Here is a 25102-nt window from a genome sequence, read left to right as displayed (position 1 = left end):
CTTCTAGGCACCGTGCGATATTCACGTTTCTTCGCTGGATCCGAAGCCCTCAAGGGCAACGTGAGGATAGCATGAGCGGCAAGCTGACATATCGCGACGACGTCCTTTTGATGTCCCCCAAAGGCCTGGAACGGTTCGTGCACCGCTGGGTAGCCATGCAGCTCAGTAGCTATGTTGACCATTACGAATTTGGCGACGCGTCCGACATGGGGCGTGACGTCGGCGGCTTCGTCACCGCTGCGCGGCACGAAGGCGAATGGGACAACTTCCAGTGCAAGATGTTAGCCAAGCCGCTCGACGCAGCGACACTCTTCGAAGAGATCGGTAAAACCCTCTACTTCGCCTCGGAAGGACACTTCACCGCTCCACGAAAATACTTCTTCGTGGCACCCAAGGGCTTCAATCGCGGTGCGGAAGAACTGCTCCACAATCCCGAGCGTTTCCGGGCAATGATGCTGTCCGAATGGGACGCACGGTGCTCGCGCAAGATCAGGACGAACGGAGAAGCGGTTCCAATGGCCTCGACGCTGCAGCAGGTCATCAAGAGCTTCGCGTTTCAGAACGTCGAGGGCTGGGACGTCGACAAGATGCTAGCTCTTCCTGGCATGAATAAGCTCTTGGCCGATACCTTCGGCGACGATCCTGGCGAAGCGCCTAGGGGTACGGTACCCATCTCGATTGCCAACGAGGAGGCCGTCTACATCGGACAGCTTGTCTCCATTTATTCCGAGCGAGCCGGGCGTCCATATCCAGACGCCGACGCGGTGCTGGCCGACGCCGAAAATGGTATGCACCTAACCATGCAGAGACGTCGGTACTTTGACGCCGACTCCTTCCGCCGGCACTTCCGGGATAACCTCGACCCTGGGCACCTGCAGGTATTCAACGATGAGGTTCATGCCGGCGTGTTCGAGACCTATACCAGCACCTACGGCTTCGAGCGGCTAACTCGGGTGATGGAAAGGGCTGGCGCCATCGAGGTCGGCGGCATCTTCGGCCGGCATCGCAGGGCATCCGTGCAGGTGCGTCAAGGCACCTGCCACCATCTCGCCAACGAGGGGGTGATGCCATGGACGAAGCCGTAACTGATCCACGACTCTTTAACGGCAGCGTTGAGACAGGGGTGCGTGCGCTCCTGATCCTCGAAGCTTGCCATCCGAAAACGCTGGATCTCGATACGATGTCTTTGTTCGACTATTTCGTCGTGCACACCGAAGATATAGGCGGGCCACCGAGCCTTCATCCGGCCATCGGGTCGCGCGTCGGCGAGTACCACGTGCGCCGGCGCGTCATTCAGGACGGCCTGCGCTTGATGCGGCGTGCCAGCCTCGTCGATGTAGTGGAGGCCAAAGATGGGCTGCGCTTTGCTGCATCCGAGGATGCGCCAGCCTTCGTGAGGCTCATGGGAACCGAATATAACGTCGATCTCTTTGCACGTTCGAAATGGCTGGCCGAACAGTGGCGGGAAGCCGGGGACGAATTCCTGTCCCACCTACGTGGTAACATCGAACGTTGGAGCCTCGAATTTCGGGAAGAAGGCGGGCTGTCCGATGCCTGAAGCCATGCTTCCCAAGATTCGGCTCGAGCACCTCACGTTCACCGGTGGCGGCCTGGAACCGGCTGGCATAGAGTTCGGGGAAGGACTTACTCTCGTCTATGGCGGATCGAACGCTGGCAAGTCCTACTCGCTGCAGGCCATCAACTTTATGCTGGGTGGCGACCGACCCGACATCCTAGAGCAAGGGGCGAAATACACTAAAGTGCTGCTCGGCCTGACTCTAGGAGATGGGCGGCAGGTGACGCTAGAGCGGGCACGCAGGGGCGGCGGTCTCAAGGTCTATGACGGGCTGGCCCGCGACGGCGATTTGGCCGGTCGGACGGGCACGGTTGTGTCTGCCGATCATGGCAGGGGCAAAAGCGGTAGCGTCTCCGAACTGCTACTTGAGAGCATCGGCATCAAAGACGCCAGAATCGCCGCCACCGAGGCAGCGCAGCTGGTGCCCTTTTCCATTCGGCACTTCATGCCCTACCTCGCGATCGACGAGGACAGGATGTTCACCGCCGACAGCCCTACCATCGTCAGCCCAAAGAATGGACCTACCCTCAACAAGAATGTCTTCCGGTTTATCCTGACCGGCCAAGACGATTCCAACGTCATCGAGGTGCCCAACGAGAAGGCGCTCAAAGCAAGTAACGACGGCAAGGTCGAACTTCTCGACGAGATGATTGGCGAAATCGACGGGCAGCTCGGCGGTGCCAAAATGGACACCCTTGACGCCGAGATCAAACGATTATCCGAACAGCTCGAGGATTTCGGCAACTCCCTTGGTGATACCCAGCAGCGGCTCGACGTGGCGATGCAAGAGAGGCGCGGACTTCTCGACACCCTAGAGGCTGATCGCTCCAAGCTCGGACAACTGGTGGCGATGAAGGCTAGGTTCCTTGAGCTGCAGGAAACCTATCGTACCGACATCAGGCGCCTCGAAGCGATCGAGGAAGGCGGGTTCCTCCTGCAACGCTTCGAAGACCAGCCTTGCCCCATGTGCGGCGCTCTGCCGGGCGACCAGCATCTTCCCCATGAACTCAGCGACCTCGACCGTCAGCATGCAACGGCCCTGGCCGAGATCGCGAAAATTCGACGCGATATGCGTGGCCTCGAGGCGGCGCTTACTAGCGTCGAGGATGAACAAGCCACGTTGAACCTTCGCATCGAATTCTTGTCCGGCGAGATCGGGAGGCAGGGCGCGGTGATCTCCCGTCTCAAACCCCAGGAAGCGACTACCCGGCGAGATTACCAGGCAGCGGCGGAGCGACTCGGCAAGCTTGAGGCTGTCTGGGAACTGAGGTCGAGGCGGTCCGCGCTGCAAATCAAGCGCAATGCCATCGCCGCCATCAGGGTGGGCAGGCAGAAGGCTGAAGGGCTGATGATAGGCATCGACGGCCCGACCGGGCACAAGTTCGCCCAAGTCGTCAGGGATGTGCTCACGGCCTGGAAGTACCCCGGCATCGAGGCCGTCACCTGGGACGAACGGCGGCAGGATATCGCGATCAACGGGCGGCCTCGCAGCCAGAACGGCAAGGGTGTCAAAGCCGTATTCCATTCCGCCTTCGCTGTCGCCGTGATGGTCTACTGCCGGACCAACGGGCTGCCGCATCCGGGCTTCGTGGTGTTAGATTCTCCGCTCGTCACTTATCGCAAGCCCATCCACTACAAACGCCACGGCGAACTCGATGCGGACGAGAAGGCAATAGCGGGTACCTCACTGGATAAAGCCTTCTACAAGCACTTGGCCGGCCTCCATGACGTTGGTCAGATCTATGTCATAGAAAACAACGATCCACCGTCGGAAATGCCGGGCGGAGTCAAGATCCACTTGTTCTCAGGCGAGTCGGGTGAGGGCAGACAAGGCCTTTTCCCAGTGTGAAATCAGGATGCACTCACTGTGCAAGAAGGCTGTGCCGCATACCGTAGGCGCCTGGATCATCACCAGGGCCGGCAGTGCCGGATGGGTGTAAAGACTGAAGTCAATGCCGTCGTTGCATTTCTTCGGAGCGTTTACGCTATAAATCACTATGTTTCCTCCTGCTTCGGACGGAATAACGCCAAATGTACCCAATCTTCAGATCCAGGCGCATCCCCAGCATGACTGGCATGATAGGATCTAGAAACTCGTCCAGGGCAGTTGATCATAGTTACGGCGGGGCCGTGCCGTTCGACGGTACCGACCCTTTGCCCAAGTCGACAGCCCGGGGGGCGCCGCCCAATTAGTGCCCGATCTTGCTATCGAGCAATTAGGGTGCCAATATATTTACGTGACATCCGATTGGACCATCCCAGCTACGACAAAGGTCGCGTTCGCCGGCTGCGGACCAATAAGGACAAAACACGAACAAATCTTGACATCCGCCCTGTCCCATGGCCTACTTTCCCTCGGAAAGAAGCGCGGCGGGGCCAAGGTTCGCGATACCGCCCCGTGCCTTCCACCCACTCCGGCCGATCCCGGTTTACGCCTGCGGCGCGCCAGCCGCATCGAGGTTCTTGTCCACTCTGTCATGGTGTTGGAAACCATGGCTGGGCCGGCGCTAAGAGGGATCGCTGCAGACCGCCCCATTGCTCTTACGAGCAATGCCGGGACCGCCGACATCCGGTAGCGCCGGGTGTGCGATCACCCGGCCGTCAGGTCTGCACACGGGGCTCGATGAGGAACGTGCCGGGATCGGGCCGCTTTCGGGCCTGCCCTCGATCCCGCGCGAGACAGGAGAGGCGCCGGCCTTCCAGGCCGGATCGCCTTGTCGGACGCCGGCGGCCGGCAAACCCGGCCCGCAGCGTCCGCGGCCGCAGCAGCACGGGGACCCGGCTGCCCGGCCGGCGGGGTGCGGCGAAGATATAAGCCGTCCGCCAAGGCCCCTGTCCCGCCCGTTCCGTGGGTGAGGCTTTGCGCGTCCCGACCGGCTTCCCTGGCCCGGAAGCGGTGAAGGGCGCGGGGCCTGTCCGGCATGGCTGGTGATGGAGGGAACCGTGCCCTCCGGCGCCGGCGATGCCTCCCGTCCGGCAGTCTGGCTCAGGCCGAAGGCTTGATCCGGATCGACGGGAAAGAGCCGAGCCTCGGCGCGTTGCCTGTTGGCGCGTCTGGCCCGGCGGGAAAGGGGCGACGGCGGCCTTGCACAACATGCGAGGCCCGCTTCTTCACGACCACGACACTACACCGCACCACGGCTGACCCAGAACAGCCGTCGTCGCCCCGATCTTCCCTTGCACAATCCGGCCCGCTCAGGGCGCGGCGACGAAGACGCATGTCCGCAGAGCCATCACCCGTCATCCCGTGCGCACGGCACCCTGCAAGGGTGCGGTGCAGACACGGGACCGCGCGCCTGGGGAACCTCATCCTGCCCGCGATCCCGGACGCGATGCGTCACTGACGTGCCGCATCGCGTCCGGGATGACCGACCGCACTATTGCCGCCGGTTCGGCGTTCTTCCCTGGGACCGCGGGCGTCTCGCCCATATGCGCTAACTTTAGATTGATAAACGTGACATTTGGGACCCCCTCCCCCTTGTGGGGAGGGAATAGAAGGGTGGGGGTCGGGACGACAATCTCCTCGGTCGAGACCATGTCTCGACCCCCATCCCTTACCCCCCGACATTTCCGCAGGAAATGCGGAGCCCGCAAGGGGGAAGGGAGACCCGAGCGTTATGCCCGTCTAAGTTAAGTTAGCGCTTATGGGCGTCTCGCCCGCTCTTCCCAACCCAGAGGTGCAACGCTTCAACCTTCGAGCGCGCCGCAGAACGCCGAAAACGCCCGGGCCGGCCCTTGCGGCGCGGCGAGGCAGATGTCGGCCCGAGCCGGCTCGGCGCTCCTCCCTGGGAGCGCGGGCGTCTCGCCCGCTCTTGCCAACCCCAAGCGCAACGTTTCAACCGGCGGGCGCGGCGTTTCCAGGGCGGGCGAGACGCCCGCGCTCCCAGGAAAGACGCCAACCCACAGGCGCGGCGTTTCGAGGGCGGACGGGACGTCCGCGCACCCGGGGAGAGATCCGTGCCTCCGGATGCAGCCGCGCGCCCGAATTCGGCCAGGATCACCCAGCAAAGGGCGTTCCAGCGATCCATCCGGATCGGCCGATTCGATCAGGTCAGCGATGTCGACTTTACCGATCCCTTCTCCGCGCTACGGCTATGACCGGCTCCAGCGCGGCTTCCATTGGCTGATGGCCGCCCTGATTTTCGCCGCCATCGGCCTGGGGGTCTGGAGCGCCTGGCTCGTGCAGGGCACCCCGCTCCGCCGGGGGCTGCTCGACATCCACAAATCGCTCGGCATGACGGTGCTGGCGCTGATCGGCCTGCGCATCCTCTACCGGCTGGTCGCCGGCGAGCCGGCCTTTCGGGTTCCGCCCGGCCGGCTCGCTCATCTCGCCGCCAAGGCGGGCCATGCCGGGCTCTATGTCCTCATGCTGTTCATGCCGCTCACCGGCTATCTGACCTCCGCCTCGGGGGGCAACACCCTGCCCTGGTTCGGCCTGTTCTCCTGGCCGAACCTGCTGCCGCGCGACAAGGCCAACGCCATGCTGGGAGCCGGCCTGCATTATGGGGGCGCCTGGACCCTCGGCGCCGTGCTCGCTTTGCATCTCCTCGCCGTGGCCTGGCATGTCTTCGTCAGGCGCGACGAGGTTCTCGCGCGCATGATCGGCACGCGATGACCGCCGGGCGGCCGCACCTGTGCCATCGCAGCGCTCTCGCTTGGTGGATAAGCGGAATCGCTCTAAGACTGGAGCGGGCATGTGGCCTTGTGGAGTCGGAGAGCCCGGAATGAGCGCAGGCGAGCCATGCTGATCGAGGCCGCATCGATGGGACCTTCGCCCCTCGTTCCGGCGAGGGAGAGAACCGGCGCGCCGGCGCCCGGCCGCTGGCTGGCCGCATGCCTGGCGCTGTTCGTCCTGGCGCTGTTCGTCCTGGCGGCACCCGGCAACGGCCTGGCGCAGGACGCGCCGGCCGTCCAGCCGGCGCATGACGGCGGCACCGCCGCCGTCCCGGCACCGGGCCCGCCGCCCCAGAAGGTGCCCGGCACGGACAAGCCGGCGCAAGCCGCGCCCGCGCCGCCGGCTGCCGCCCAGCCGGCTCCCGCTCCGCAGGCGGCGCCGGCCCAGGGAACGCCGGTCCAAGGAACGCCGGCACAGGAGACACCAGCCAAGGGGACGCCAGCCAAGGGGAGCGAGCCCCAGGCGCCCGGCACCGAGACGCCGGCCGTCGTCATCGACGAGAGCGCCGCCGACACGCTGCTCGGCAAGTCGGTACAGAGCACGAATGGCGACGACATGGGCCGCATCATCGATGTCGTGGTGGACCGCAGCGGCATGGTGCGGGCCGCCATCATCGATTTCGGCGGTTTCCTCGGCATCGGCACGCGGGAGATCGCCGTCGACTGGCGGCTGCTGCATTTCGCCAAGGACGGCAACATGCAGACGATCGTGACCGACCTCACGCGCAACCAATTGAGAACGGCACCGGTCTACAAGCAGGGCGAGCCCATCATCGTCGTCGGCCGGGCGGACGCCCCCGCCGCTCCGCCGCCGCAACCGGCGGCTCCCGCCCAGCCGGCCGCACCACAGCCAGCCGCCCAGGCGCCACCCGCCCAGCCACCGGCCGCGGCGGCTCCGGCCGCCCAGGCTCCGGCCGTCCAGGCCCCGGCCGCGCCGCCTGCCGTTCCCCCTGCTCCCGCCGCGCCGACGCCCGAGGGCGTCCCGGCCCAGAAGCAGAAACCTTGATCTCGTCGAAGCATGGAGAGAGCTGACCGGGCATGGCAGACCGGAAGACGGAGCATCGCAGCCACCCCGGGGCGGCTGTCGAGGAACAGAAATTCGGGCGCATCCCGGAGCGTGAGCCTCGGCGGGACGCTGCGGAAGGGCGATCCCCCATGCCTGCCGCCCGCGAGGAGCCCCCGCCCTTGTCCGCCCGCAGCCGGCACGGGCTCGATGCGCTGGTGTTCTTCGTCGCCGATATCCAGACCGGCTTCGGCCCCTTCGTCGCCGTCTTCCTGACCACGCAGAAATGGACGCAGGTCGATATCGGCCTCATCCTCACCATCGGCGGCCTCGTCAGCCTCGTCGGCCAGATCCCCCTCGGCATCCTCGTCGACCGGGTCCGCTCGGTGCGGGCGGCGAGCGCCGTTTCGCTGGCGCTGATCGCCGTCTGCGCGTTCGCCTTCGCCGCCTGGCCGCTGTTTCCCGTGGTGCTGCTGTCCCGCGTCGTGCATGCGGCGGCGAGCAGCGTGCTCGGCCTCGCCATCGTCTCGCTCAGCGTGCGGGTCTCGCGGACGGAGCATATCGGCGCAAGGCTCGGCCGCAATGCCTCCTTCGCCTCGGCCGGCACCGGCATCGCCGCTGCCGCGATGGGCGTGGCGGGCTATTATCTGTCGAGCCACGCGGTGTTCTTTCTCGCTGCCGCCATGGCGCTGCCGGCCCTCTATGCGCTGTCGCGCATCCGCGCCGAGGAGATCGCGCCCTCGCCGGCGGCGATCGCGGCCGCCGAGGGCCGAAGCAATCTCGTCGCCGGCTTCATCGAGCTCGCCCGCAACCGGGCGCTCCTCATCTTCGCGGCCTGCGTCATGATGTTCCATCTCGCCAATGCCGCCATGCTGCCTTTGGCGGCGAGCGTGCTGACCATGCGCTCGCGCGAGGCGGCGACGGTGATGGTCGCGGCGGCGATGATCGTGCCGCAATTCACCGTCACGGTGCTGTCGCCCTTCGTCGGCCGGGCGGCGCAGCGCTGGGGGCGCCGCCTGCCTCTGCTGCTCGGCTTTGCCGCGCTGCTCGTGCGCGGCGTGCTCTTCTCGATGGTGAGCAATCCCGAAATCCTGGTGGTGGTCCAGATCCTCGACGGCCTGTCGGCGGCGGCCCTCGGCGTGCTCGTGCCGCTGATCATCGTGGACGTCGCCCATGCCGGCGGCCATTTCAATCTGGCCCAGGGCGCCGTCGGCTGCGCCATGGGCATCGGCGCCTCGATCAGCACCACGCTCGCGGGCTTCGTCGCCGACGATTTCGGCAGCTATGCCGCCTTCCGCATGCTCGCCTGCATCGCCGCCGCCGGCTTTCTGCTCGTCCTCCTGGCGCTGCCGGAGACACGGCCGCGGCCCTCCCCGCCGCGCTGACCTGTCCTCGCTCCGCCACCCGCGTCGCTTTCCAGCAAATCGGCGGCGGGCTTGGGCGGCGAGCCGGCGGCGCTCTCCCCTATGACAGGCCGATCATCGTCGGGAGAACGCCATGTCGGACGCAGCAGACGGCCTCATCACGCAAACCGAAGCGCCCGCCGGCCGGCGCGGGCGCGATGCCCGGCGCGCGGCGCGCGTCCAGCGCAGCGGCGTCTCCATCCCCTATATCAGCCGCAACCTGCCGCTGACCGAGGTCCTCTCCGAGGAGGCGATGCAGATCATCGAGCACAATGCGGAGACGCTGCTCGAAGAGATCGGCATCGAGTTCCGCGACTATCCGCGCGCCCTCGAACTGCTCAGGGGCGCCGGCGCCGACATCAAGGGCGAGCGCGTGCGCTTCCCGCGCGGCCTCGCCCGCAAGCTGATCTCGACAGCGCCCTCGCAATATATCCAGCATGCGCGCAATCCCGAGCGCAACGTGCAGATCGGCGGCAACGCCACGGTGTTCGCGCCCAATTACGGCTCGCCCTTCGTGCACGATCTCGACAAGGGCCGCCGCTACGGCACGATCGAGGATTTCCGCAATTTCGTGAAGATGGCCTATGCCAACCCCTATATCCACCATTCGGGCGGCACGGTGTGCGAGCCGGTCGACCTTCCCGTCAACAAGCGCCATCTCGAAATGGTCTATGCGCATATGCGGCTGTCCGACAAGCCGTTCATGGGCTCGGTCACCGCGCCGGAACGCGCGCAGGACACCGTCGACATGGCCAAGATCCTGTTCGGCGCCGACTATATTCAGCAGAACACCGTCTGCACCAGCCTGATCAACGCCAATTCGCCGATGGTGTGGGACAACACCATGCTCGGCGCCGCCGACATCTACGCTCAGAACAACCAGGCCTGCATCATCACCCCCTTCATCCTGTCGGGCGCCATGAGCCCGGTGACGGTGGCGGGCACGCTGACGCAGGTGCTGGCCGAGGTGCTGGCCGGCATCTCCTTCCTTCAGCTGGTGCGCCCCGGCGCGCCGGCGATCTTCGGCACCTTCGTCTCCACCCTGTCGATGCAGTCGGGCGCGCCTACCTTCGGCACGCCGGAAGCCGCGCTCGCCATCTACGGCGCCGGCCAGCTCGCCCGCCGCATGAAGCTGCCCTTCCGCTCGGGCGGCTCGCTGTGCGCCTCCAAGATCCCGGACGCCCAGGCCGCCTATGAGAGCGCGCAGACGCTGCTGCCGACCTTGTTCGGCGGCGCCAATTTCGTGCTGCACGCCGCCGGCTGGCTCGAAGGCGGGCTGTCGGCCTCCTACGAGAAGTTCGTCATGGATTTCGACCAGCTCGGCGCCATGCATGTGCTCGCCAAGGGCGTCGACATGTCCGAGAACGGCCAGGCGATGGACGCCTTCCATCAGGTCGAGCCGGGCGGCCATTTCCTCGGCTGCGCCCACACCCAGGCCAATTTCGAGACCGCCTTCTATCGCTCCACCGTCGCCGACAACAATTCGGTGGAACAGTGGGAAGCCGAAGGCCGGCAGGACGCCGCCCAGCGCGCCAACAAGATCTGGAAGAAGACGCTGGCCGACTACGAGGCCCCGGCGATCGATCCCGGCATCGACGAGGCGCTGCGCGACTTCATCGAGCGCAAGAAGGCCTCGATGCCCGACGCGAGCTACTGATCCCGGAGCGCGGACATCCGCGCTCCAAACCACCCTCGTGCCGTTTCGCACGGCAGGTCCTTCCGGCCTCGGCCATGATCTTCCCATCGATCGAGCGCAAGCCGCGCAGATCCAGCGAGAGGAAGACGACGATGTTGAAGAAGATCCTGACCGGTGTCCTGGTTGCCGCCTCCCTGGCCGGCGCGGCTGTCGCCACCACCGGTTCCGCCGAAGCCCGCTACGGCAATCACGGCGCCTTCGCGGCCGGCGCCGGCCTCGGCCTGCTCGGCGGCGTGCTCGCCGGCGCCGCCTATGAGAATTCGGATTATTACGAGGCCGCCCCGGTCTATTACCGCAGCTGCCATATCGAGCGCCGCCGCGTCGCCGACTATTACGGCTGGCATTGGGAACGCGTCCGCATCTGCTACTGAGGAGGCAGGGCGATCACCGGTCGCCAGCCCGCAAGACTGCATGAAGACCCGAGGCTCCGCTCTGCTGCGGAGCCTTTCCTGCATTGTGGAAGCGGCATGGAGCGGCGGCCGCCGGCCACGCGAGCCTACTGCTTCACGCTATATCCGGCCATGAACACGCGGACGGCGGAGGCGACGACCTCGCGCACGCGCTCGCGGGTCGGCGGCACATTGTTCGCCATGAAGAACATCGGCTTGACCACCGGCGCATTGGCCATTTCCAGGAACTGGGCGGCCGCCAGCTGGGTGTCGGGAATGTCGAGCTGCCCCGCCGCCACGCGGGTGTCGAGATAGGCCGCCAGGTGGTTGCGCGAATAGCACGGCCCGCGCTCGTAGAATTGCACGCCGAGATCCGGCATGCGCTCGACGATGCCCATCACCGCCCGCATCGCCGAGATGATGCGCGGCTGGGACAGGAAGGTGGTGATCTCGGTCGCGATGCGCGTCAACACGCCTTCGATATCGGCATTGTCGTGATCGAAATCGAAGATGCCTTCGACATGGATGGCACGCTCCTCGTCGACGATCACCGAGAAGAGACGCTCCTTGCTTTCGAAATAGACATAGAGCGTGCCCTTCGAAACCCCCGCTTCCCTGGCGATGTCGTTCATGCTGGCGCCTTCGAAGCCGTGCAGCAGGAACACCGTGCGGGCGCCGTCCAGGATCTGCCGGCGCTTGGCATTGTCGACGACGGGTTCGACGGCGGCGTTGGCGCGCATCTCGCAGCTCCTCGCACAAATGGGTGACCGAACGGTTCGGTTTCGGGTTGCCTACTGCAGGGAGTCGTGATAGTCAAGCTCCATGACTAAACCGTTCGGTTCGATTTCGCTTTTGGCGAGCGTTCGGGGGGTTTTGCGCGTCCGAGGATGCGTCACATGGCACGCGCCGGCCTGAGGGGCCGTGCTCGCTGGAGGAACCGATGGACTCTGTTCGCGAACAGCCCGCAACAGGCAGCACCGAGGCCACCAACGTGGTCAAGATGGACCGCCAGCGCCCGGACGCGCCGGCGTCCGAAGCGCCGGCTGCGAAGAAGGCGGAGGGCGCGCCCACGCCGGCGGCCGCGGTCGCGGCTCCCGCGGCGCCGGCCAGGAAGCGCTCCCGCGCCCGGATCGTCCTGCCTGTCCTGCTGCTCGCCGCGCTCGGCGGCGGCGGCTGGTACGGCTATGACTGGTGGACCAATGGCCGCTTCCTCGTCGACACCGACGACGCCTATGTGCAGGCGGACATGGCGACACTGGGCATCAAGGTCTCCGGCTATGTCCAGAGCGTGCCGGTGCAGGACGGCGACAGCGTCAAGGCCGGCGACGTGCTCGTCCGGCTCGACGACACCGACTACCGGACCGCCCTCGCCTCGGCGAAGGCCAAGCGCGCCACGCAGACCGCCACCATCGAGCGCATCGCCCAGCAGATCACCGCGCAGCAGGCGGCTATCGACAGCGCCGTAGCCGGCGTGCAGTCGGCGCAGGCCGGCGTCGATTCAGCCAATGCCGGCGTCGATTCGGCCAAGGCGGAAGTCGTGCGCTCCGATGCGGCCTTCGCCCGTGCCAAGGCGCTGGAGACCCAGAATTTCGGTTCCAAGGCCAATCTCGACCAGGCCACCGCCGACCGTGACCGCGCCGCTGCCGGCGTGAACACCGCCAAGGCGGCCGTCGCCAATGCGCAGGCCTCCGTCGCCAGCGCCAAGGCGGCGCTCACCGCGGCCCAGGCGAACATGGCCGTCGTCAAGGCCCAGAAGATCGAGGCCGAGCACACGGCCGAGGAACTCGACGTCGCCGTCGCCCGCGCGCAGAACGACCTCGACGCCACCGTGGTGCGGGCGCCGACCGACGGCATCGTCGGCAATCGCGCCGCCCAGCCCGGCCAATATGTCTCGCCCGGCTCGCGGCTGATGGCGCTCGTGCCGCTGGCGAGCATCTATGTCGCCGCCAACTTCAAGGAGACCCAGCTCGGGCCGCTGGCGCCGGGCCAGAAGGTCGAGATCTCGGTCGACGCCATCGACGGCAAGACCTTCGAGGGCGTCGTCGGCAAGTTCTCGCCGGCGTCGGGCTCGATGTTCAGCCTGCTGCCGCCCGAGAACGCCACCGGCAACTTCACCAAGATCACGCAGCGCGTGCCCGTCCGCATCGACGTGCCGGCCGATGCCGCCACCAGCGGCAAGCTGCTGCCGGGCATGTCGGTCGTGGTCAGCGTCGACAGCCGGACGACGCCGAAGAACTGACGACGGAACCACATCGAGCGCTGACATCCTGCCCCCATGCGCTGACTTTGCCAGATAAGGCGTGACGAGGGAGGGGCGATCATCCGATCGCCCCTCCTGGAATCGCCGAGTCTGCCGGGAAGGAAGAGGTCGATCGGTGATCGCCCCTCCGATGGCGGACTCAGTCAGCGCGGGGCGTCCTGCCCGCCTCTTCGAGCCCGACATTTCCAGAGCGGACGGACGTCCGCGCCAGGGGAGGCTGCCATGGCCACCGCGACAACCGCCGCCCCGGCCGCCCCGGCCGCCCGCGACACCATCGACAAGGCCAAGCTGATCGCCTTCCTGGCGATGGTGTTCGGCATGTTCATGGCCATTCTCGACATCCAGGTCGTCTCGGCCTCGCTGCCGCAGATCCAGGCCGGCCTCGGCGCGTCGGGGGACGAGATCCCCTGGGTGCAGACCTCCTACCTCGTGGCCGAGGTGGTGATGATCCCGCTGTCGGGCTTCCTCTCCCGCGTGTTCTCGACGCGCTACGTCTTCGCCGTCTCCTGCGCCGGCTTCACCATCATGAGCTTCATGTGCGGCACGGCGACCAACATCAACGAGATGATCGTCTACCGCGCGCTGCAGGGCTTCATCGGCGGCGGCATGATCCCGACGGTGTTCGCGGCCGCCTTCACCGTGTTTCCCCGGTCCAAGCAGGCCATCGTCTCGCCGATGATCGGCCTCGTCGCCACGCTCGCCCCGACCATCGGCCCGACCGTCGGCGGCATCCTGACCGACGCGCTCTCCTGGCACTGGCTGTTCTTCATCAACGTCATCCCCGGCATCATCGTCTCGATCATGACGTTCATCCTGGTCGATTTCGACAAGCCGGACCTGTCGCTGCTCGACAATTTCGACTGGACCGGCCTGATCTCGATGGCCGTCTTCCTCGGCGCCATGGAATATGCGCTGGAGGAGGGCCCCAACCACGACTGGTTCGAGGACACGCCCGTCCTGGTCATGACGCTGCTGTCCGCGGCCGGCGGCATCGTCTTCTTCGCCCGCGTCCTCACCGCCAGGCAGCCGATCGTCGATCTCTACGCCTTCTCCGATTCCAACTTCAGCTCGGGATCGCTGTTCTCCTTCGTGCTCGGCATCGGCCTTTACGGGCTGACCTATCTGTTTCCGGTCTATCTGAGCAATGTGCGCGGCTATGATTCGAGGATGATCGGCGAGACGATGTTCGTCACCGGCCTGTGCATGTTCTTCACCGCGCCGGTGGCCGGCAATCTCAGCCGCTTCGTCGATCCCCGCTTCATGATCGTCGGCGGGCTGCTCGGCTTCGGCGCCGGCACCTGGATCATGAGCGGCATCACCCATGACTGGGATTTCTGGGAGATCCTCATCCCCCAGATCCTGCGCGGCGTGTCGCTGATGATGTGCATGGTGCCGATCTCCAACATCGCGCTCGGCACCCTGCCGCCGTCACGCATCAAGAACGCCTCCGGCCTGTTCAACCTGATGCGCAATCTCGGCGGCGCCATCGGCCTGGCGGTGATCAACACGCTGCTGAACAAGCGCGAGGACCTCCACCTCGAGCGCCTTCGCGAGGCCGCCAACTGGGGCCGGGACGGCGCGCTGGCGACCTATGACACCATGAAGCAGGGCTTCCTGGACTTCGGATCCGCCGCCGACGCGATGACCATCTCCAAGATGGTCGGCCTGATGCGGCGCGAGGCGGTGGTGATGAGCTTCTCCGACGTCTTCCTGATGATGACGATCCTGTTCTGCGGGCTCAGCCTCGCCATCTTCTTCGTCAAGAAGCCGCAGCTCGCCGGCGGGGGCGGCGGCGGCGGGCATTGATGCGGCATGGCGGCGGGCGGTCCCGGCCCGCTTTCCCGGCGGAATCCCCGCATTTTTCCGCCCTTGTCTTGCATCGGGCCCCGACACGGCCTAACCACGTCAGCGGATTGTCTGAACCGAATGGGTGAGCCCATGCCCGATGAAAACCGGGGAATGGACGACGGCAACGTCATCGCCGTCATGCGCAAACTGGGCCTGGCCGCGCGCTCGGCCGCGCGGACCCTTGCGCTCACGCCGGCTGCGACGAAGAACGCGGCGCTCGAAGCGATGGCCAAGGCCATCCTCGCCGCCGAGCACGCCATCCTCGCCGCCAACGCGCTCGACGTCGCGGACGCGACGGCGAAGGGCCAGCCGCCTTCCTTCCTCGACCGGCTGACGCTGAACGAGAAGCGCGTCGGCGCCATGGCGCAGGCGATCCGCGACATCGCCGCGCTGCCCGATCCGGTCGGCCGGGTCCTCGCCCATTGGCGGCAGCCGAACGGCCTCGAATTCGAACGCGTCGCCACGCCGCTCGGCGTCGTCGGCGTCATCTTCGAGAGCCGCCCCAATGTCTATGCCGATGCCGGCGCGCTCTGCCTCAAGGCCGGCAACGCCTCGATCCTGCGCGGCGGGTCGGAAAGCTTCCGCACCTGCAGCGAGATCGCCAAGGCCCTGCGCATCGGCCTCCACGCCGCCGGCCTGCCGGAAGCCGCCATCCAGATGGTGCCGACCGCCGAACGCAGCGCGGTCGGCGCCATGCTCGCAGGCCTGGAGGGCGCTATCGACGTGCTGGTGCCGCGCGGCGGCAAGAACCTCGTCGCGCGCGTGCAGGCCGAGGCGCGCGTCCCGGTCTTCGCCCATCTCGACGGCCTCAACCACACCTATGTCCATGCCGGCGCCTCGCTCGCCATGGCGATTCCGGTCGTCGTGAACGCCAAGATGCGCCGCACCGGCGTGTGCGGCTCGACCGAGACGCTGCTGGTCGACCAGGCCGTCGCCCCTACCCATCTCAAGCCTCTGGTCAAGGCGCTGATCGAGGCCGGCTGCGAAGTGCGCGGCGACGCCCGCACCCTCGCCGTCGATCCCCATGTCAAGCCGGCCGACGACAAGGACTGGGCGACGGAATATCTCGACGCCATCATTTCGGTGAAGGTGGTGTCCGGCCTCGACGCGGCGATCGCCCATATCGAGCGCTACGGCTCCCACCACACCGACGCGATCATCACCGACGACCAGGCGGCAGCGGACCGCTTCCTCGCCGAGGTCGACTCCGCCATCGTGCTGCACAACGCCTCGACGCAGTTCGCGGACGGCGGCGAATTCGGCTTCGGCGGCGAGATCGGCATCGCCACCGGCCGCATGCATGCGCGCGGGCCCGTCGGCACCGAGCAGCTCTGCTCCTTCAAATACCGCGTGCGCGGCCAGGGCACGACGAGGCCGTAGGCCGAGCCTCGCGCCCGGGACCGCCGACGTCTCGTCGGCCCTTCGACGAGCGCCGCGGTTTCAGAGGCCGACGAGACGCCGACGGTCCCGATCTGGCAAAACCCGTGTAACGTTGTTACATATCGGGCAACAGCCTGATGAGGATCGCATGGCGCACCGCCAGTCCCACGAGCATGCCGGGCACGATCATGCGCCTGTGTTTGCCGCACCCGGCCACGATCACAGCCATTGTGCCGAGGCGGTGCTGGCGCGGGCCGAGGCGCTGAGCACCGCCCGCGGCGTCCGCCTGACGCCGATCCGCCGCCAGGTCCTGCAGGCGCTGGCGGCGACGCACCAGCCCATCGGCGCCTATGAGTTGATCGAGAGGCTGGAGGATGCCGACGGCAAGCGTCCTGCGCCGATCACCGTCTATCGTGCGCTCGACTTCCTGCTCGAACAGGGCTTCGCCCATCGCATCGAGAGCCGCAACGCCTTCATCGCCTGCGCGCATGACCACAAGGACGGCGGCGTCGTGATGTTTCTCATCTGCGAAAGCTGCGGCACCGTCGGCGAGGCCGAATCGGCTGCGGTCGGGCTGGCCCTCGCGGACGCTGCCGGCCGCATCGGCTTCCAGCCCCGCGGCCAGGTCATCGAGATCGCCGGCATCTGCGCCCATTGCCGGGCGACGGCCGCGGCATAGTCCGATCCCCCGTCCCGTCACCCCCGGCGAGGGAAGCGAATCCGTCCGCCGACGCGAAGCTCACATGGCTGCCGTCTCATACGGATTTCACGGGAACCGTCACAGGTCCGCCGGGCGCCCCTTCTCCACCAGTTCGCGGCCGCGCTCGGACAAGTCCCTGAGGTCGAGGCCGAGCTGCTCGAAGCCGAAGCGCAGCGCATAGATCCGCCCGACCTCCTCGCTCTCCATCCGCCGGATGACGCCGCCGGCCCGCAGCGCATCCATGGCCGCGACATAGATGGCGAGGCTGGCGTCGAAGGCGGCGAGGTCCGGCGGCGGCGTCGCGGCGCGCAGCGCCGTCGCGGTTCCCCTCAGCATGGCGATCGCCGCGTCGCGCACGCCGAGCAGTGGATCCTCCAGCGCCGGCTTGACGGCGAGCGGCAGCTCCGTCGCGCTGGCGCGGCCGATGATGACGAGGTCGTGCCGCACGCGATACAGCGTCCGGGCAACGGGCTCGGGGTCGACATGGTCGCTGAGATGCGTCTTGCGCTCGCGGGCCGCTTCGTCGACGGCCGCGTCCATCTGCTTCAGGCTGGCGCGGATGCGGGCGTGGATCGAGGCGACGTCCGGCCGCCCCTGCCCTTCCATCAGCGCCGTGATCAGGGCGGCGAGCAGGTCGGCGTTGAGCTCGGCGATCCTGGCCGCCGACAGCAGCATCAGGTTCTGGGCGCGGGCCGGCAGGACGAACAGGGCGACGCCGACGCCGGCGATGATGCCGAGCAGGATCTCGCCGACGCGGTCGAAGGCATAGGCGAGCGGGCTGAGCGCCGTGCCGCCCGACGGCACCAGCACGATGAGCGCGGTGATCGGCGCCACCCGGAAGCTCGGGCTGAGCGCGGCGAAGAGGGCGGTCGGCGCCACGGCCACGACGATGGCGATGCCGGTCTCGAGATCGCCGTGATGCGGCACCAGGAGCGAGATCGCCGCGCCCCAGATCGCCCCTACCAGCGTGCCGGCCATCCGGTCCATCGCCGCCTTGACCGAACCGCCGAGGCTCGCCTGCATGACGATGATGGCGGTGATCACCGCCCAGGTCCCCTGCGACAGGCCCACCAGCCGGTCGGCGACGAAGGCAAGGGCCGAGGCGACGGTCACCCGCAGCACGAGGATGAGTTCGGATCGCTTCGACGCGAGCAAGGCGGCGATGCTCGAAGCGGTAACTCGGCCGAAGGGACGCCCCATGGTGATCCTGCGCGACAATTGGTCATGCCATCGTATCAGGCTTTGGCGATACCCTATCGGTCGGCCCGACTGCCGCCAAACATTATGTCCATGCTCGATCAAGACAGTCGTTGACGCTATGGTCGCGCAGGTCCATTTCAGCGACGAAACACTTCTTGCGGTGCCCGATGATCCCTTCCTATGCGAGCTTTGGCCTGAAGTCCCGCCGTCAGACCGTTCCCGTCGATGTCGGCGGCGTGCTTGTCGGCGGCGGTGCCCCCATCGTCGTGCAGTCGATGACCAACACCGATACCGCCGATGTCGACGGCACGGTGCGCCAGGTCGCGGCGCTGGCGCGGGCGGGATCGGAACTCGTCCGCATCACCGTCGACCGCGACGAGGCGGCCGCCGCGGTGCCGCGCATCAAGGAAAGGCTGATGCGGGTCGGCATCACCACGCCGCTGATCGGCGACTTCCACTATATCGGCCATAAATTGCTCGCCGATCATCCGGCCTGCGCCGAGGCCCTCGACAAATATCGCATCAATCCCGGCAATGTCGGCTTCAAGGACAAGAAGGACCGGCAGTTCGGCGCCATCATCGAAACCGCCATCCGCTATGGCAAGCCGGTGCGCATCGGCGCCAATTGGGGCTCGCTCGACCAGGAATTGCTGACCCACCTGATGGACCAGAACGCCAGGAGCGAGGCTCCCGTCGACGCCCGCACCGTGACATGGGAGGCGCTGGTGCAGTCGGCGCTGCTGTCGGCCGACCGCGCCGTCGAGATGGGCCTGCCCAAGTCGAAGATCATCATCTCGGCCAAGGTCTCGGCCGTGCAGGACCTCATCGCCGTCTACAGCGAGATGGCGAGCCGCTCCGACTATGCCCTGCATCTCGGCCTCACCGAGGCCGGCATGGGTTCCAAGGGCATCGTCGCCTCCGCCGCGGCGCTGTCGCCGCTGCTGCAGGCCGGCATCGGCGACACCATCCGCGTGTCGCTGACGCCGGAGCCGGGCGGCGACCGCACGCAGGAGGTCAAGGTCAGCCAGGAAATCCTGCAGGTGATGGGCATCCGCACCTTCGTGCCGCTCGTCGCCGCCTGCCCGGGCTGCGGACGCACCACCTCGACGGTGTTCCAGGAACTCGCCCAGAGCATCCAGGGCTTCATCATCGACTCGATGCCCGCATGGAAGACCCGCTATCCCGGCGTCGAGACTCTCAAGGTCGCGGTGATGGGCTGCATCGTCAACGGCCCCGGCGAATCCAAGCATGCCGATATCGGCATTTCCCTGCCCGGCACCGGCGAGACGCCGACGGCCCCCGTCTTCGTCGACGGCCACAAGGCCGCGACCCTGCGCGGGCCCGCGATCGCCGACGATTTCAAGAAGATGGTGATCGACTATATCGACAACCGCTTCGGCGTCCGCCCGGCAGCGGAATGATCCCCGGGACCGCAGGATTCCAGCCCATATGCGCTAACATAACAGAAATACCCGCCTTCTCCCGGTTCGGGAGAAGGTCCCGGTAGGGGGATGAGGGTCTAAACGTCAACGCAGATAGCTCAATAGTCGCGCTAGAATTGCAGAAGTCCAGACCCTCATCCGGCGCTTCGCGCCACCCCCAGCATTTCCGCAGGAAATGCGAAGTCCCGCATGGGAGAAGGAAAATCGCGCTATTGTCGGCAAAGTTAGCGCATATGGGCGAGACGCCTGCGGTCCCAGGGGCTATTTCCGCAGCCCGCGCCGCACCGTCGGTTGCTCCACCACCACAGGCCTGATCAGTTCCGGCGGCGTCGGGCTGATCGGGCCGTCATAGCCCAGCATGGCCAGCCGCGCCTGCATATGGTCCGGCGGCGGCGCTTCGGCGGTGACCGGCGGCTTCTTCGGCAGGATCGGCACCGTCACTGCGCGAGCATGCAGGTGCAGGACCGGGCCGCCCTCGCGCGGCGCCGAGCCGTAGATCGGGTCCCCGACGATCGGAAAGCCCGAAGCGGCGCAATGCAGGCGCAATTGATGCGTGCGGCCGGTGCGCGGCTTGAGCTCCAGCCAGGTCAGCCCGTCTCCCCGGCCGAGCACGCGAAAATCGGTCTGCGCCGGCAGGCCGTCCTCGGCCGGCTTCATCCACCAGCCGCGTTCGGGGGAGCGGCGGGCGATCGGCATGTCGATCAGGCCGACATCCTCGGCCGGACCGCCCTCGACCACGGCCCAGTAGGTCTTCTCCACGCCACCCTTGGCGAAGAGCTCGTTGAGGGTGCGCAGCGGCCTGGCATGGCGGCCGAGGATCAGGCAGCCGGACGTGTCCTTGTCGAGCCGATGCGCCAGTTCCGGCGGCTTCGGCAGGCCGAAGCGCAGCTGGTCGAGCATGGCGGTGAGGTTGGCGCCGCCCTTCGGCCCGGCATGGACGGGCAGGCCGGCGGGCTTGTCCAGGATGAGGATCAGCGCGTCGCGGTGCAGCAGCCTTGCGGTCAAATCGATCGATATCATCGCTTAGCGCTATCGTGAACCGCCACACTCGGCTAGAGATTCCTCCACCATGCGACCACTTTTTGATGGCAAACGGATCTGATGACCGAAAGCGACAAGCAGAAGCCCGGCTTTTTCTCCCGGCTGTTCGGACGCGGCGCCACCGCGCCGCAGGCCGAGCCGCCGGCGGAGGAGGACAAGCCCCTTCCCGGCGATGAGAAGCCGGATGCGCTGCCCGACGCTCTCATCGAAGCCGTGCCGCTGCTCGCCGCCGAACTGATCACTCCCGCCCGGACGCCCGCCGAGGAGGCCGAGGAGGAGGGTAGGGTCGAGCCCGAACCTGCCCCGTTGCCAGCTCCGCTTCCGGAGCCGGAGCCTGCGGCACCCGAGCCGCTCCTGTCCGTCCCGCCCCCCGCGGAGGAGAAGAAATCCTGGTGGCGCCGGCTGAAGGAAGGGCTTTCCCGCTCCTCCTCCGCCATCAGCCGGGGCCTCAGCGACATCGTCCTCAAGCGCAAGCTCGACGCCACGACGATCGAGGAGATCGAGGACGTCCTGATCCAGGCCGACCTCGGCGTCGACGTCGCCGCCCGCATCGCCGCCGCCATCGGCAAGGGCCGGTTCGACCGCCAGATCTCGCCGGATGAAGTGTATCGCGTGCTGGCGAGCGAGGTCGAGGCGATCCTGACGCCGGTCGCCAGGCCGCTGGAGATCGACCGCAGCAGGCACCCCTTCGTGATGCTGATGGTCGGCGTCAACGGCTCCGGCAAGACGACGACGATCGGCAAGCTCGCCGCCAAATTCACCGGCCAGGGCCTCAAGGTGACGCTGGCTGCCGGCGACACCTTCCGCGCGGCGGCGATCGAGCAGCTCAAGGTCTGGGGCGAGCGGACGCGCTCGCCGGTCATCGCCCGCGCCCAGGGCTCGGATGCCTCGGGCCTCGCCTTCGACGCCCTCAAGGCGGCGCAGGACAACGGCTCCGACGTGCTGCTGATCGACACCGCCGGCCGGCTGCAGAACAAGACGCTGCTGATGGACGAACTGGCCAAGGTGGTGCGGGTGATCCGCAAGATCGACGCCACCGCCCCCCATGCCGTGCTGCTCGTCCTCGACGCCACCGTCGGCCAGAACGCGATTTCGCAGGCCGAGATCTTCGGGCGGATCGCCGGCGTCACCGGCCTCGTCATGACCAAGCTCGACGGCACGGCGCGCGGCGGCATCCTCGTGGCGCTCGCCGCGAAATTCGGCCTTCCCGTCCACTATATCGGTGTCGGCGAAGGCATCGACGACCTCGAACCCTTTTCTGCCCGGGATTTCTCCCGCGCCATTGCCGGGATGGAGTGAACCATGGCAACCGCGCCGCGCCGCAAGGTCAACCCCCTCTTGAAGTTCCTGTTCGAGATGGGGCCGCTCGGCCTGTTCTTCATCGCCAATGTGCGGCCGGGGCTCTTCAACCCCCTGGTCGAGCGCGTGCTGCCGGCGGCGATGTTCGAAGGCCCCAGCGGCAACGTCTTCACGGCGACGGCCGTCTTCGTGCCGGTGACGATCCTCGCTTTGGTGGTGGGGCTCGTCGTGATGCGCCACGTCCCGATCATGCCGCTGATCTCCGGCATCTTCGTGCTCGTCTTCGGCACGCTGACGCTGTGGCTGCAGAACGACGTCTTCATCAAGATGAAGCCGACCATCGTCAACACGCTGTTCGGGGTCATCCTGCTGGGCGGGCTCTATTTCGGCCGGCCGCTGATCCGCTACGTCCTCGATGCCGCCTTCGACCTCAAGCCCGAGGGCTGGCGCAAGCTGACGCTGAACTGGGGCCTGTTCTTCCTCTTCCTCGCCGTGCTCAACGAAGTGGTGTGGCGGAATTTCTCCAGCGAGTTCTGGAGCGCCTTCAAGCTGTTCGGAACCATGCCGATCACCCTGATCTTCGCCGGCTCGCAGGTTCCCATCCTGCTGAAATACGAGGTCAAGCCGGAGGAGGCGACGCCCACGCTGGCCGGCAACGGCGAGGCGGAGGCAGGATAAGGGACGGCCGGCGATCTGCCGTCCCGTCGCGCAGCCCCTCATCCTTACCTTCTCCCCGTGAGAACGGGGAGAAGGGGTGGCCGGCGTCGCGTTCCATTAGCTAGCGCGCGGCGAGACAGCGGCCTCTCCATCCTCCCGCGACGCCGATGTCCCCTCGCCCCGCAAAGCGGGGAGAGGATAGAGGTGAGGGGCAGCGCTGCGGCGGCTGTCGTATTATCGGCGACTTTCCGGAGAGAGAGGCGCAGCCCCCTCATCCTTACCTTCTCCCCGCATGCGGGGAGAAGGGGCGGCCGGCGTCGCGTTTAGTTGAGGAGCAGCGCAGTAACGCCTCATCTCCTCGATCAGGGCGCGCCCGTCCGCCCGGCGAAATAGCGCAGCGACGGCAGGAGATGGCTCGGCTCGAAGCCCCGGCCGATGACGACGATCGAATTGTCCCGCCCGCCCGCCTGCCCATCGTCCGGCAGCAGTTCGGGAGATTGCACCACCTTGCGCACGCTCTGGAGCAGCAGGCGGCCCGCCGGCGTGCGCATCACGCCTTTCACCCGCATGATGTCGTCGCCGCGGGCATGCAGCAGCGCGCTCAGCCACACGCTGAAGGCGGTCCAGTCGATCGAATCGTCGACCTCGATCGTGGTGGCGGTGATCGGCGCGGCGGTCTCGCCGTCGATTTCGGGCAGCGCCACGGCCGCATCGGATCCGAAAGCGGGCAGCCCGGCCTCGCTGCCCATGGCGGCGCCGGAAAGGGCGGCGCCCGGATTGAGGACCTGAAGCGTGGCGAGCAGCGCCCGCAGCCCCTCGCCGTCGGCTGCGTCCAGCTTGGTCACCACCAGCCGGTCGGCGGTCTCGATCTGCCGGCGGCCCAGCGGCTCGCGCCGGAGCTGGTCGAGCCCGTGCAGGCCGTCCACGGAGACCACGATGGCGTGGACCACGATATGATGGAGCAGCACCGGGTCCGACCGGATGGCGTCGACGATCGCGCCGGGATCGGCGAGGCCGCTGGTCTCCAGCACGATACGGTCGATCCTCTGCGCCGGATCGGTAGCGGCCACGCGCTGGTCGCAGATGTCGCGCAGCATCGAAATGAAGGCCTGGCGGCCGGTGCAGCAGGCGCATCCCCCGGCCAGCACCGCCAGGCGCGACGAGCGGGCGAGAAGCGCATCGTCGACCGGGACGTCCGCCGCTTCGTTGACGATGACCAGGGCGTCCGTCATCCGTCCGTGATGCAGCTGGTGACGCAGCCACGTGGTCTTGCCGGAGCCGAGGAAGCCGCCCAGCACCGTCAGCCTGATGCGGCCGTCCGCAGGCGCCGCCATCCCGTCAGGACCCCTTCCCGCCGCCGAGGGCGACGAAGCGCGGGTCGAGCGGGTCGATCGCCTTGCCGCCGATGCGCTCCGCCGCCGACCAGAATTCGGCGAGATCGGCCGTCATCACGTGATGGCCGGTCTTCGTCGAGACCGTGATGCCGGGCACGACGCCGTCGTCATGCGCCGTCAGCCCATAGGAGGGCAGGACCGCCTGGAGCACCTGCGCGCGGCGGAACCGCGCGCGCAGCCTCTCGCCCGCCGTGGCGGCGCCCGCTTCGGTCCAATGGCCCGCTGCCGCCGGGAACCCGCAATTCGCGCACATGAGCCGATCTCCGATGTTGCGGGCCTGCCTCTTCGGTCAGATGACCGGCGGCCGCTCCTTGCCTTCGAACGGATAACGCTGGCGGAAATCGCTGGCGATGTCCTCGAAGGTGGCCCAGCGCACGCCCTCATGCCCGCTCACATATTCGATCAGGCGCTCGAGCATCAGCAGGACCTGAGGACGGCCGCTGACATCCGGATGGATGGTGAAGCAGAAGGCCGCATAGTCCATCTCGCGATAGACCCAGTCGAACTGGTCGCGCCACAGCGACTCGATATCGCGCGGATTGACGAAACCATGGCTGTTGGGCGCCTTCTTGATGAACATCATCGGCGGGAGGTCGTCGACATACCAGTTGGCGCCGATTTCGACGAGATCGATCTCCTTGCCGTGCTTCAGCGGCTTCATCCACTCTTCCGCCTTCTTGGAATAGTCGATGAGCGTCCAGCTGTCGCCGACGCGGGAATAGAAGGGCTGGAAGTCGCGATAGCCCTGGCTGTGATATTTGAAGCCGTATTTCTGCAGCAGGCTGGCGGTCGATTCCGACATTTCCCACCACGGCGCGACGTAGCCGCGCGGCGCCTTGCCGGAGAGCTTCTCGATCAGCTCGACCGACTTCACCAGCACCGCTTCTTCCTGCGTCGGCGTCATCGCGACCGGATTTTCGTGGGTGTAGCCATGCGCGCCGATCTCATGGCCTTCGTCGACGATCTGGCGGCACTGGTCCGGGAAGGTCTCGATCGAATGGCCGGGGATGAAGAAGGTGGTCTTGAGATCGTATTTCTTGAACAGGCGGAGCAGCCGGGGAACGCCGACCTCGCTGGCGAAGATGCCGCGCTGGATATCGGAAGGCGAATCCGCACCGCCATAGGAGCCGATCCAGCCCG

At 66.9% G+C, this 25102-nt stretch carries 21 protein-coding genes; 15 read left to right on the top strand and 6 right to left on the bottom strand.

Translation table 11 applies throughout. The annotated features are described in order from the left end of the window. The first annotated feature begins 71 nt into the window (after nt 1–71). The 8 genes from J3R73_RS00105 to J3R73_RS00070 all read left to right on the top strand — a co-directional run bounded on the left by J3R73_RS00105 (nt 72) and on the right by J3R73_RS00070 (nt 10723). On the top strand, nt 72–1085 hold the full coding sequence (locus J3R73_RS00105; protein ID WP_307421330.1) for an ABC-three component system protein: 1014 nt from the start codon (nt 72–74) through the stop codon (nt 1083–1085). Further along, entirely contained in the window at nt 1070–1558 is a 489-nt protein-coding gene (locus J3R73_RS00100; RefSeq protein ID WP_307421329.1) for an ABC-three component system middle component 2, read from the top strand. Before J3R73_RS00105 ends, J3R73_RS00100 begins: the two co-directional genes overlap by 16 nt. Next, on the top strand, nt 1551–3425 hold the full coding sequence (locus J3R73_RS00095; RefSeq protein ID WP_307421327.1) for a hypothetical protein: 1875 nt from the start codon (nt 1551–1553) through the stop codon (nt 3423–3425). The genes J3R73_RS00100 and J3R73_RS00095 overlap by 8 nt, the downstream gene beginning before the upstream one ends. Before the next feature lie 2208 nt (nt 3426–5633). After that, nucleotides 5634–6191: a cytochrome b gene (locus tag J3R73_RS00090; protein WP_307421325.1), complete on the top strand. Its 558-nt coding sequence runs from the start codon at nt 5634–5636 to the stop codon at nt 6189–6191. A gap of 126 nt (nt 6192–6317) precedes the next feature. After that, nucleotides 6318–7256 carry a PRC-barrel domain-containing protein gene (locus tag J3R73_RS00085; protein WP_307421323.1) on the top strand — a complete coding sequence of 313 codons (939 nt, stop codon included), beginning with the start codon at nt 6318–6320 and terminating at the stop codon, nt 7254–7256. 32 nt (nt 7257–7288) lie between these two features. Next, nucleotides 7289–8638: an MFS transporter gene (locus tag J3R73_RS00080; RefSeq protein WP_370879828.1), complete on the top strand. Its 1350-nt coding sequence runs from the start codon at nt 7289–7291 to the stop codon at nt 8636–8638. Nucleotides 8639–8750: 112 nt separating this feature from the next. After that, a complete protein-coding gene (locus tag J3R73_RS00075; RefSeq protein WP_307421318.1) occupies nt 8751–10313 on the top strand; it encodes a trimethylamine methyltransferase family protein in 1563 nt (520 codons plus the stop codon). A gap of 131 nt (nt 10314–10444) precedes the next feature. Continuing rightward, nucleotides 10445–10723 carry a hypothetical protein gene (locus tag J3R73_RS00070; protein WP_307421317.1) on the top strand — a complete coding sequence of 93 codons (279 nt, stop codon included), beginning with the start codon at nt 10445–10447 and terminating at the stop codon, nt 10721–10723. 125 nt (nt 10724–10848) lie between these two features. Here J3R73_RS00070 and J3R73_RS00065 read toward each other — a convergent pair whose 3' ends face one another. Beyond that, nucleotides 10849–11481: a TetR/AcrR family transcriptional regulator gene (locus tag J3R73_RS00065; protein ID WP_307421315.1), complete on the bottom strand. Its 633-nt coding sequence runs from the start codon at nt 11479–11481 to the stop codon at nt 10849–10851. A gap of 200 nt (nt 11482–11681) precedes the next feature. Between J3R73_RS00065 and J3R73_RS00060 the strand changes: the two genes are divergently transcribed. From J3R73_RS00060 to J3R73_RS00045, 4 genes are all read left to right on the top strand, one after another. Continuing rightward, nucleotides 11682–12980 (top strand): HlyD family secretion protein, encoded by a 1299-nt coding sequence (locus J3R73_RS00060; RefSeq protein ID WP_307421313.1) that lies wholly within the window; start codon nt 11682–11684, stop codon nt 12978–12980. A 243-nt stretch (nt 12981–13223) separates the two neighbouring features. Next, a complete protein-coding gene (locus J3R73_RS00055) occupies nt 13224–14807 on the top strand; it encodes a DHA2 family efflux MFS transporter permease subunit (protein WP_307421311.1) in 1584 nt (527 codons plus the stop codon). A 132-nt stretch (nt 14808–14939) separates the two neighbouring features. After that, nucleotides 14940–16229: a glutamate-5-semialdehyde dehydrogenase gene (locus tag J3R73_RS00050; protein ID WP_307421309.1), complete on the top strand. Its 1290-nt coding sequence runs from the start codon at nt 14940–14942 to the stop codon at nt 16227–16229. A 148-nt stretch (nt 16230–16377) separates the two neighbouring features. Next, nucleotides 16378–16908: a transcriptional repressor gene (locus J3R73_RS00045; RefSeq protein WP_307421308.1), complete on the top strand. Its 531-nt coding sequence runs from the start codon at nt 16378–16380 to the stop codon at nt 16906–16908. Between the two features lie 99 nt (nt 16909–17007). Here the strand turns inward: J3R73_RS00045 and J3R73_RS00040 are convergent, their stop codons facing one another. Beyond that, on the bottom strand, nt 17008–18129 hold the full coding sequence (locus tag J3R73_RS00040; RefSeq protein ID WP_307421305.1) for an FUSC family protein: 1122 nt from the start codon (nt 18127–18129) through the stop codon (nt 17008–17010). Nucleotides 18130–18296: 167 nt separating this feature from the next. Between J3R73_RS00040 and ispG the strand changes: the two genes are divergently transcribed. Then, nucleotides 18297–19550: a flavodoxin-dependent (E)-4-hydroxy-3-methylbut-2-enyl-diphosphate synthase gene (gene ispG, locus J3R73_RS00035; RefSeq protein ID WP_307421303.1), complete on the top strand. Its 1254-nt coding sequence runs from the start codon at nt 18297–18299 to the stop codon at nt 19548–19550. A gap of 282 nt (nt 19551–19832) precedes the next feature. Here the strand turns inward: ispG and J3R73_RS00030 are convergent, their stop codons facing one another. Continuing rightward, a complete protein-coding gene (locus J3R73_RS00030; protein WP_307421301.1) occupies nt 19833–20591 on the bottom strand; it encodes an RluA family pseudouridine synthase in 759 nt (252 codons plus the stop codon). A gap of 81 nt (nt 20592–20672) precedes the next feature. Between J3R73_RS00030 and ftsY the strand changes: the two genes are divergently transcribed. Both ftsY and J3R73_RS00020 read left to right on the top strand, forming a co-directional pair. Further along, nucleotides 20673–21911 (top strand): signal recognition particle-docking protein FtsY, encoded by a 1239-nt coding sequence (gene ftsY / locus J3R73_RS00025; RefSeq protein ID WP_307421299.1) that lies wholly within the window; start codon nt 20673–20675, stop codon nt 21909–21911. 3 nt (nt 21912–21914) lie between these two features. Further along, nucleotides 21915–22589, top strand: coding sequence for a septation protein A (locus J3R73_RS00020; RefSeq protein ID WP_307421297.1), 675 nt, complete (start codon nt 21915–21917; stop codon nt 22587–22589). 341 nt (nt 22590–22930) lie between these two features. On the opposite strand, the gene J3R73_RS00015 is transcribed toward J3R73_RS00020, so the two are convergent. From J3R73_RS00015 to J3R73_RS00005, 3 genes are all read right to left on the bottom strand, one after another. Further along, entirely contained in the window at nt 22931–23902 is a 972-nt protein-coding gene (locus tag J3R73_RS00015; protein WP_307421296.1) for a CobW family GTP-binding protein, read from the bottom strand. 4 nt (nt 23903–23906) lie between these two features. Further along, complete coding sequence (locus tag J3R73_RS00010) at nt 23907–24215, bottom strand: hypothetical protein (RefSeq protein ID WP_307421295.1); 309 nt, start codon at nt 24213–24215, stop codon at nt 23907–23909. A gap of 36 nt (nt 24216–24251) precedes the next feature. Then, nucleotides 24252–25102: polysaccharide deacetylase family protein (locus tag J3R73_RS00005; RefSeq protein WP_307421293.1), on the bottom strand; the 851-nt coding region annotated here is incomplete at its 5' end.

Origin of the sequence: Labrys monachus, assembly GCF_030814655.1 — a bacterium.
Lineage (GTDB): Bacteria > Pseudomonadota > Alphaproteobacteria > Rhizobiales > Labraceae > Labrys > Labrys monacha.
This window is presented reverse-complemented; position numbering and strand designations above follow the sequence as displayed.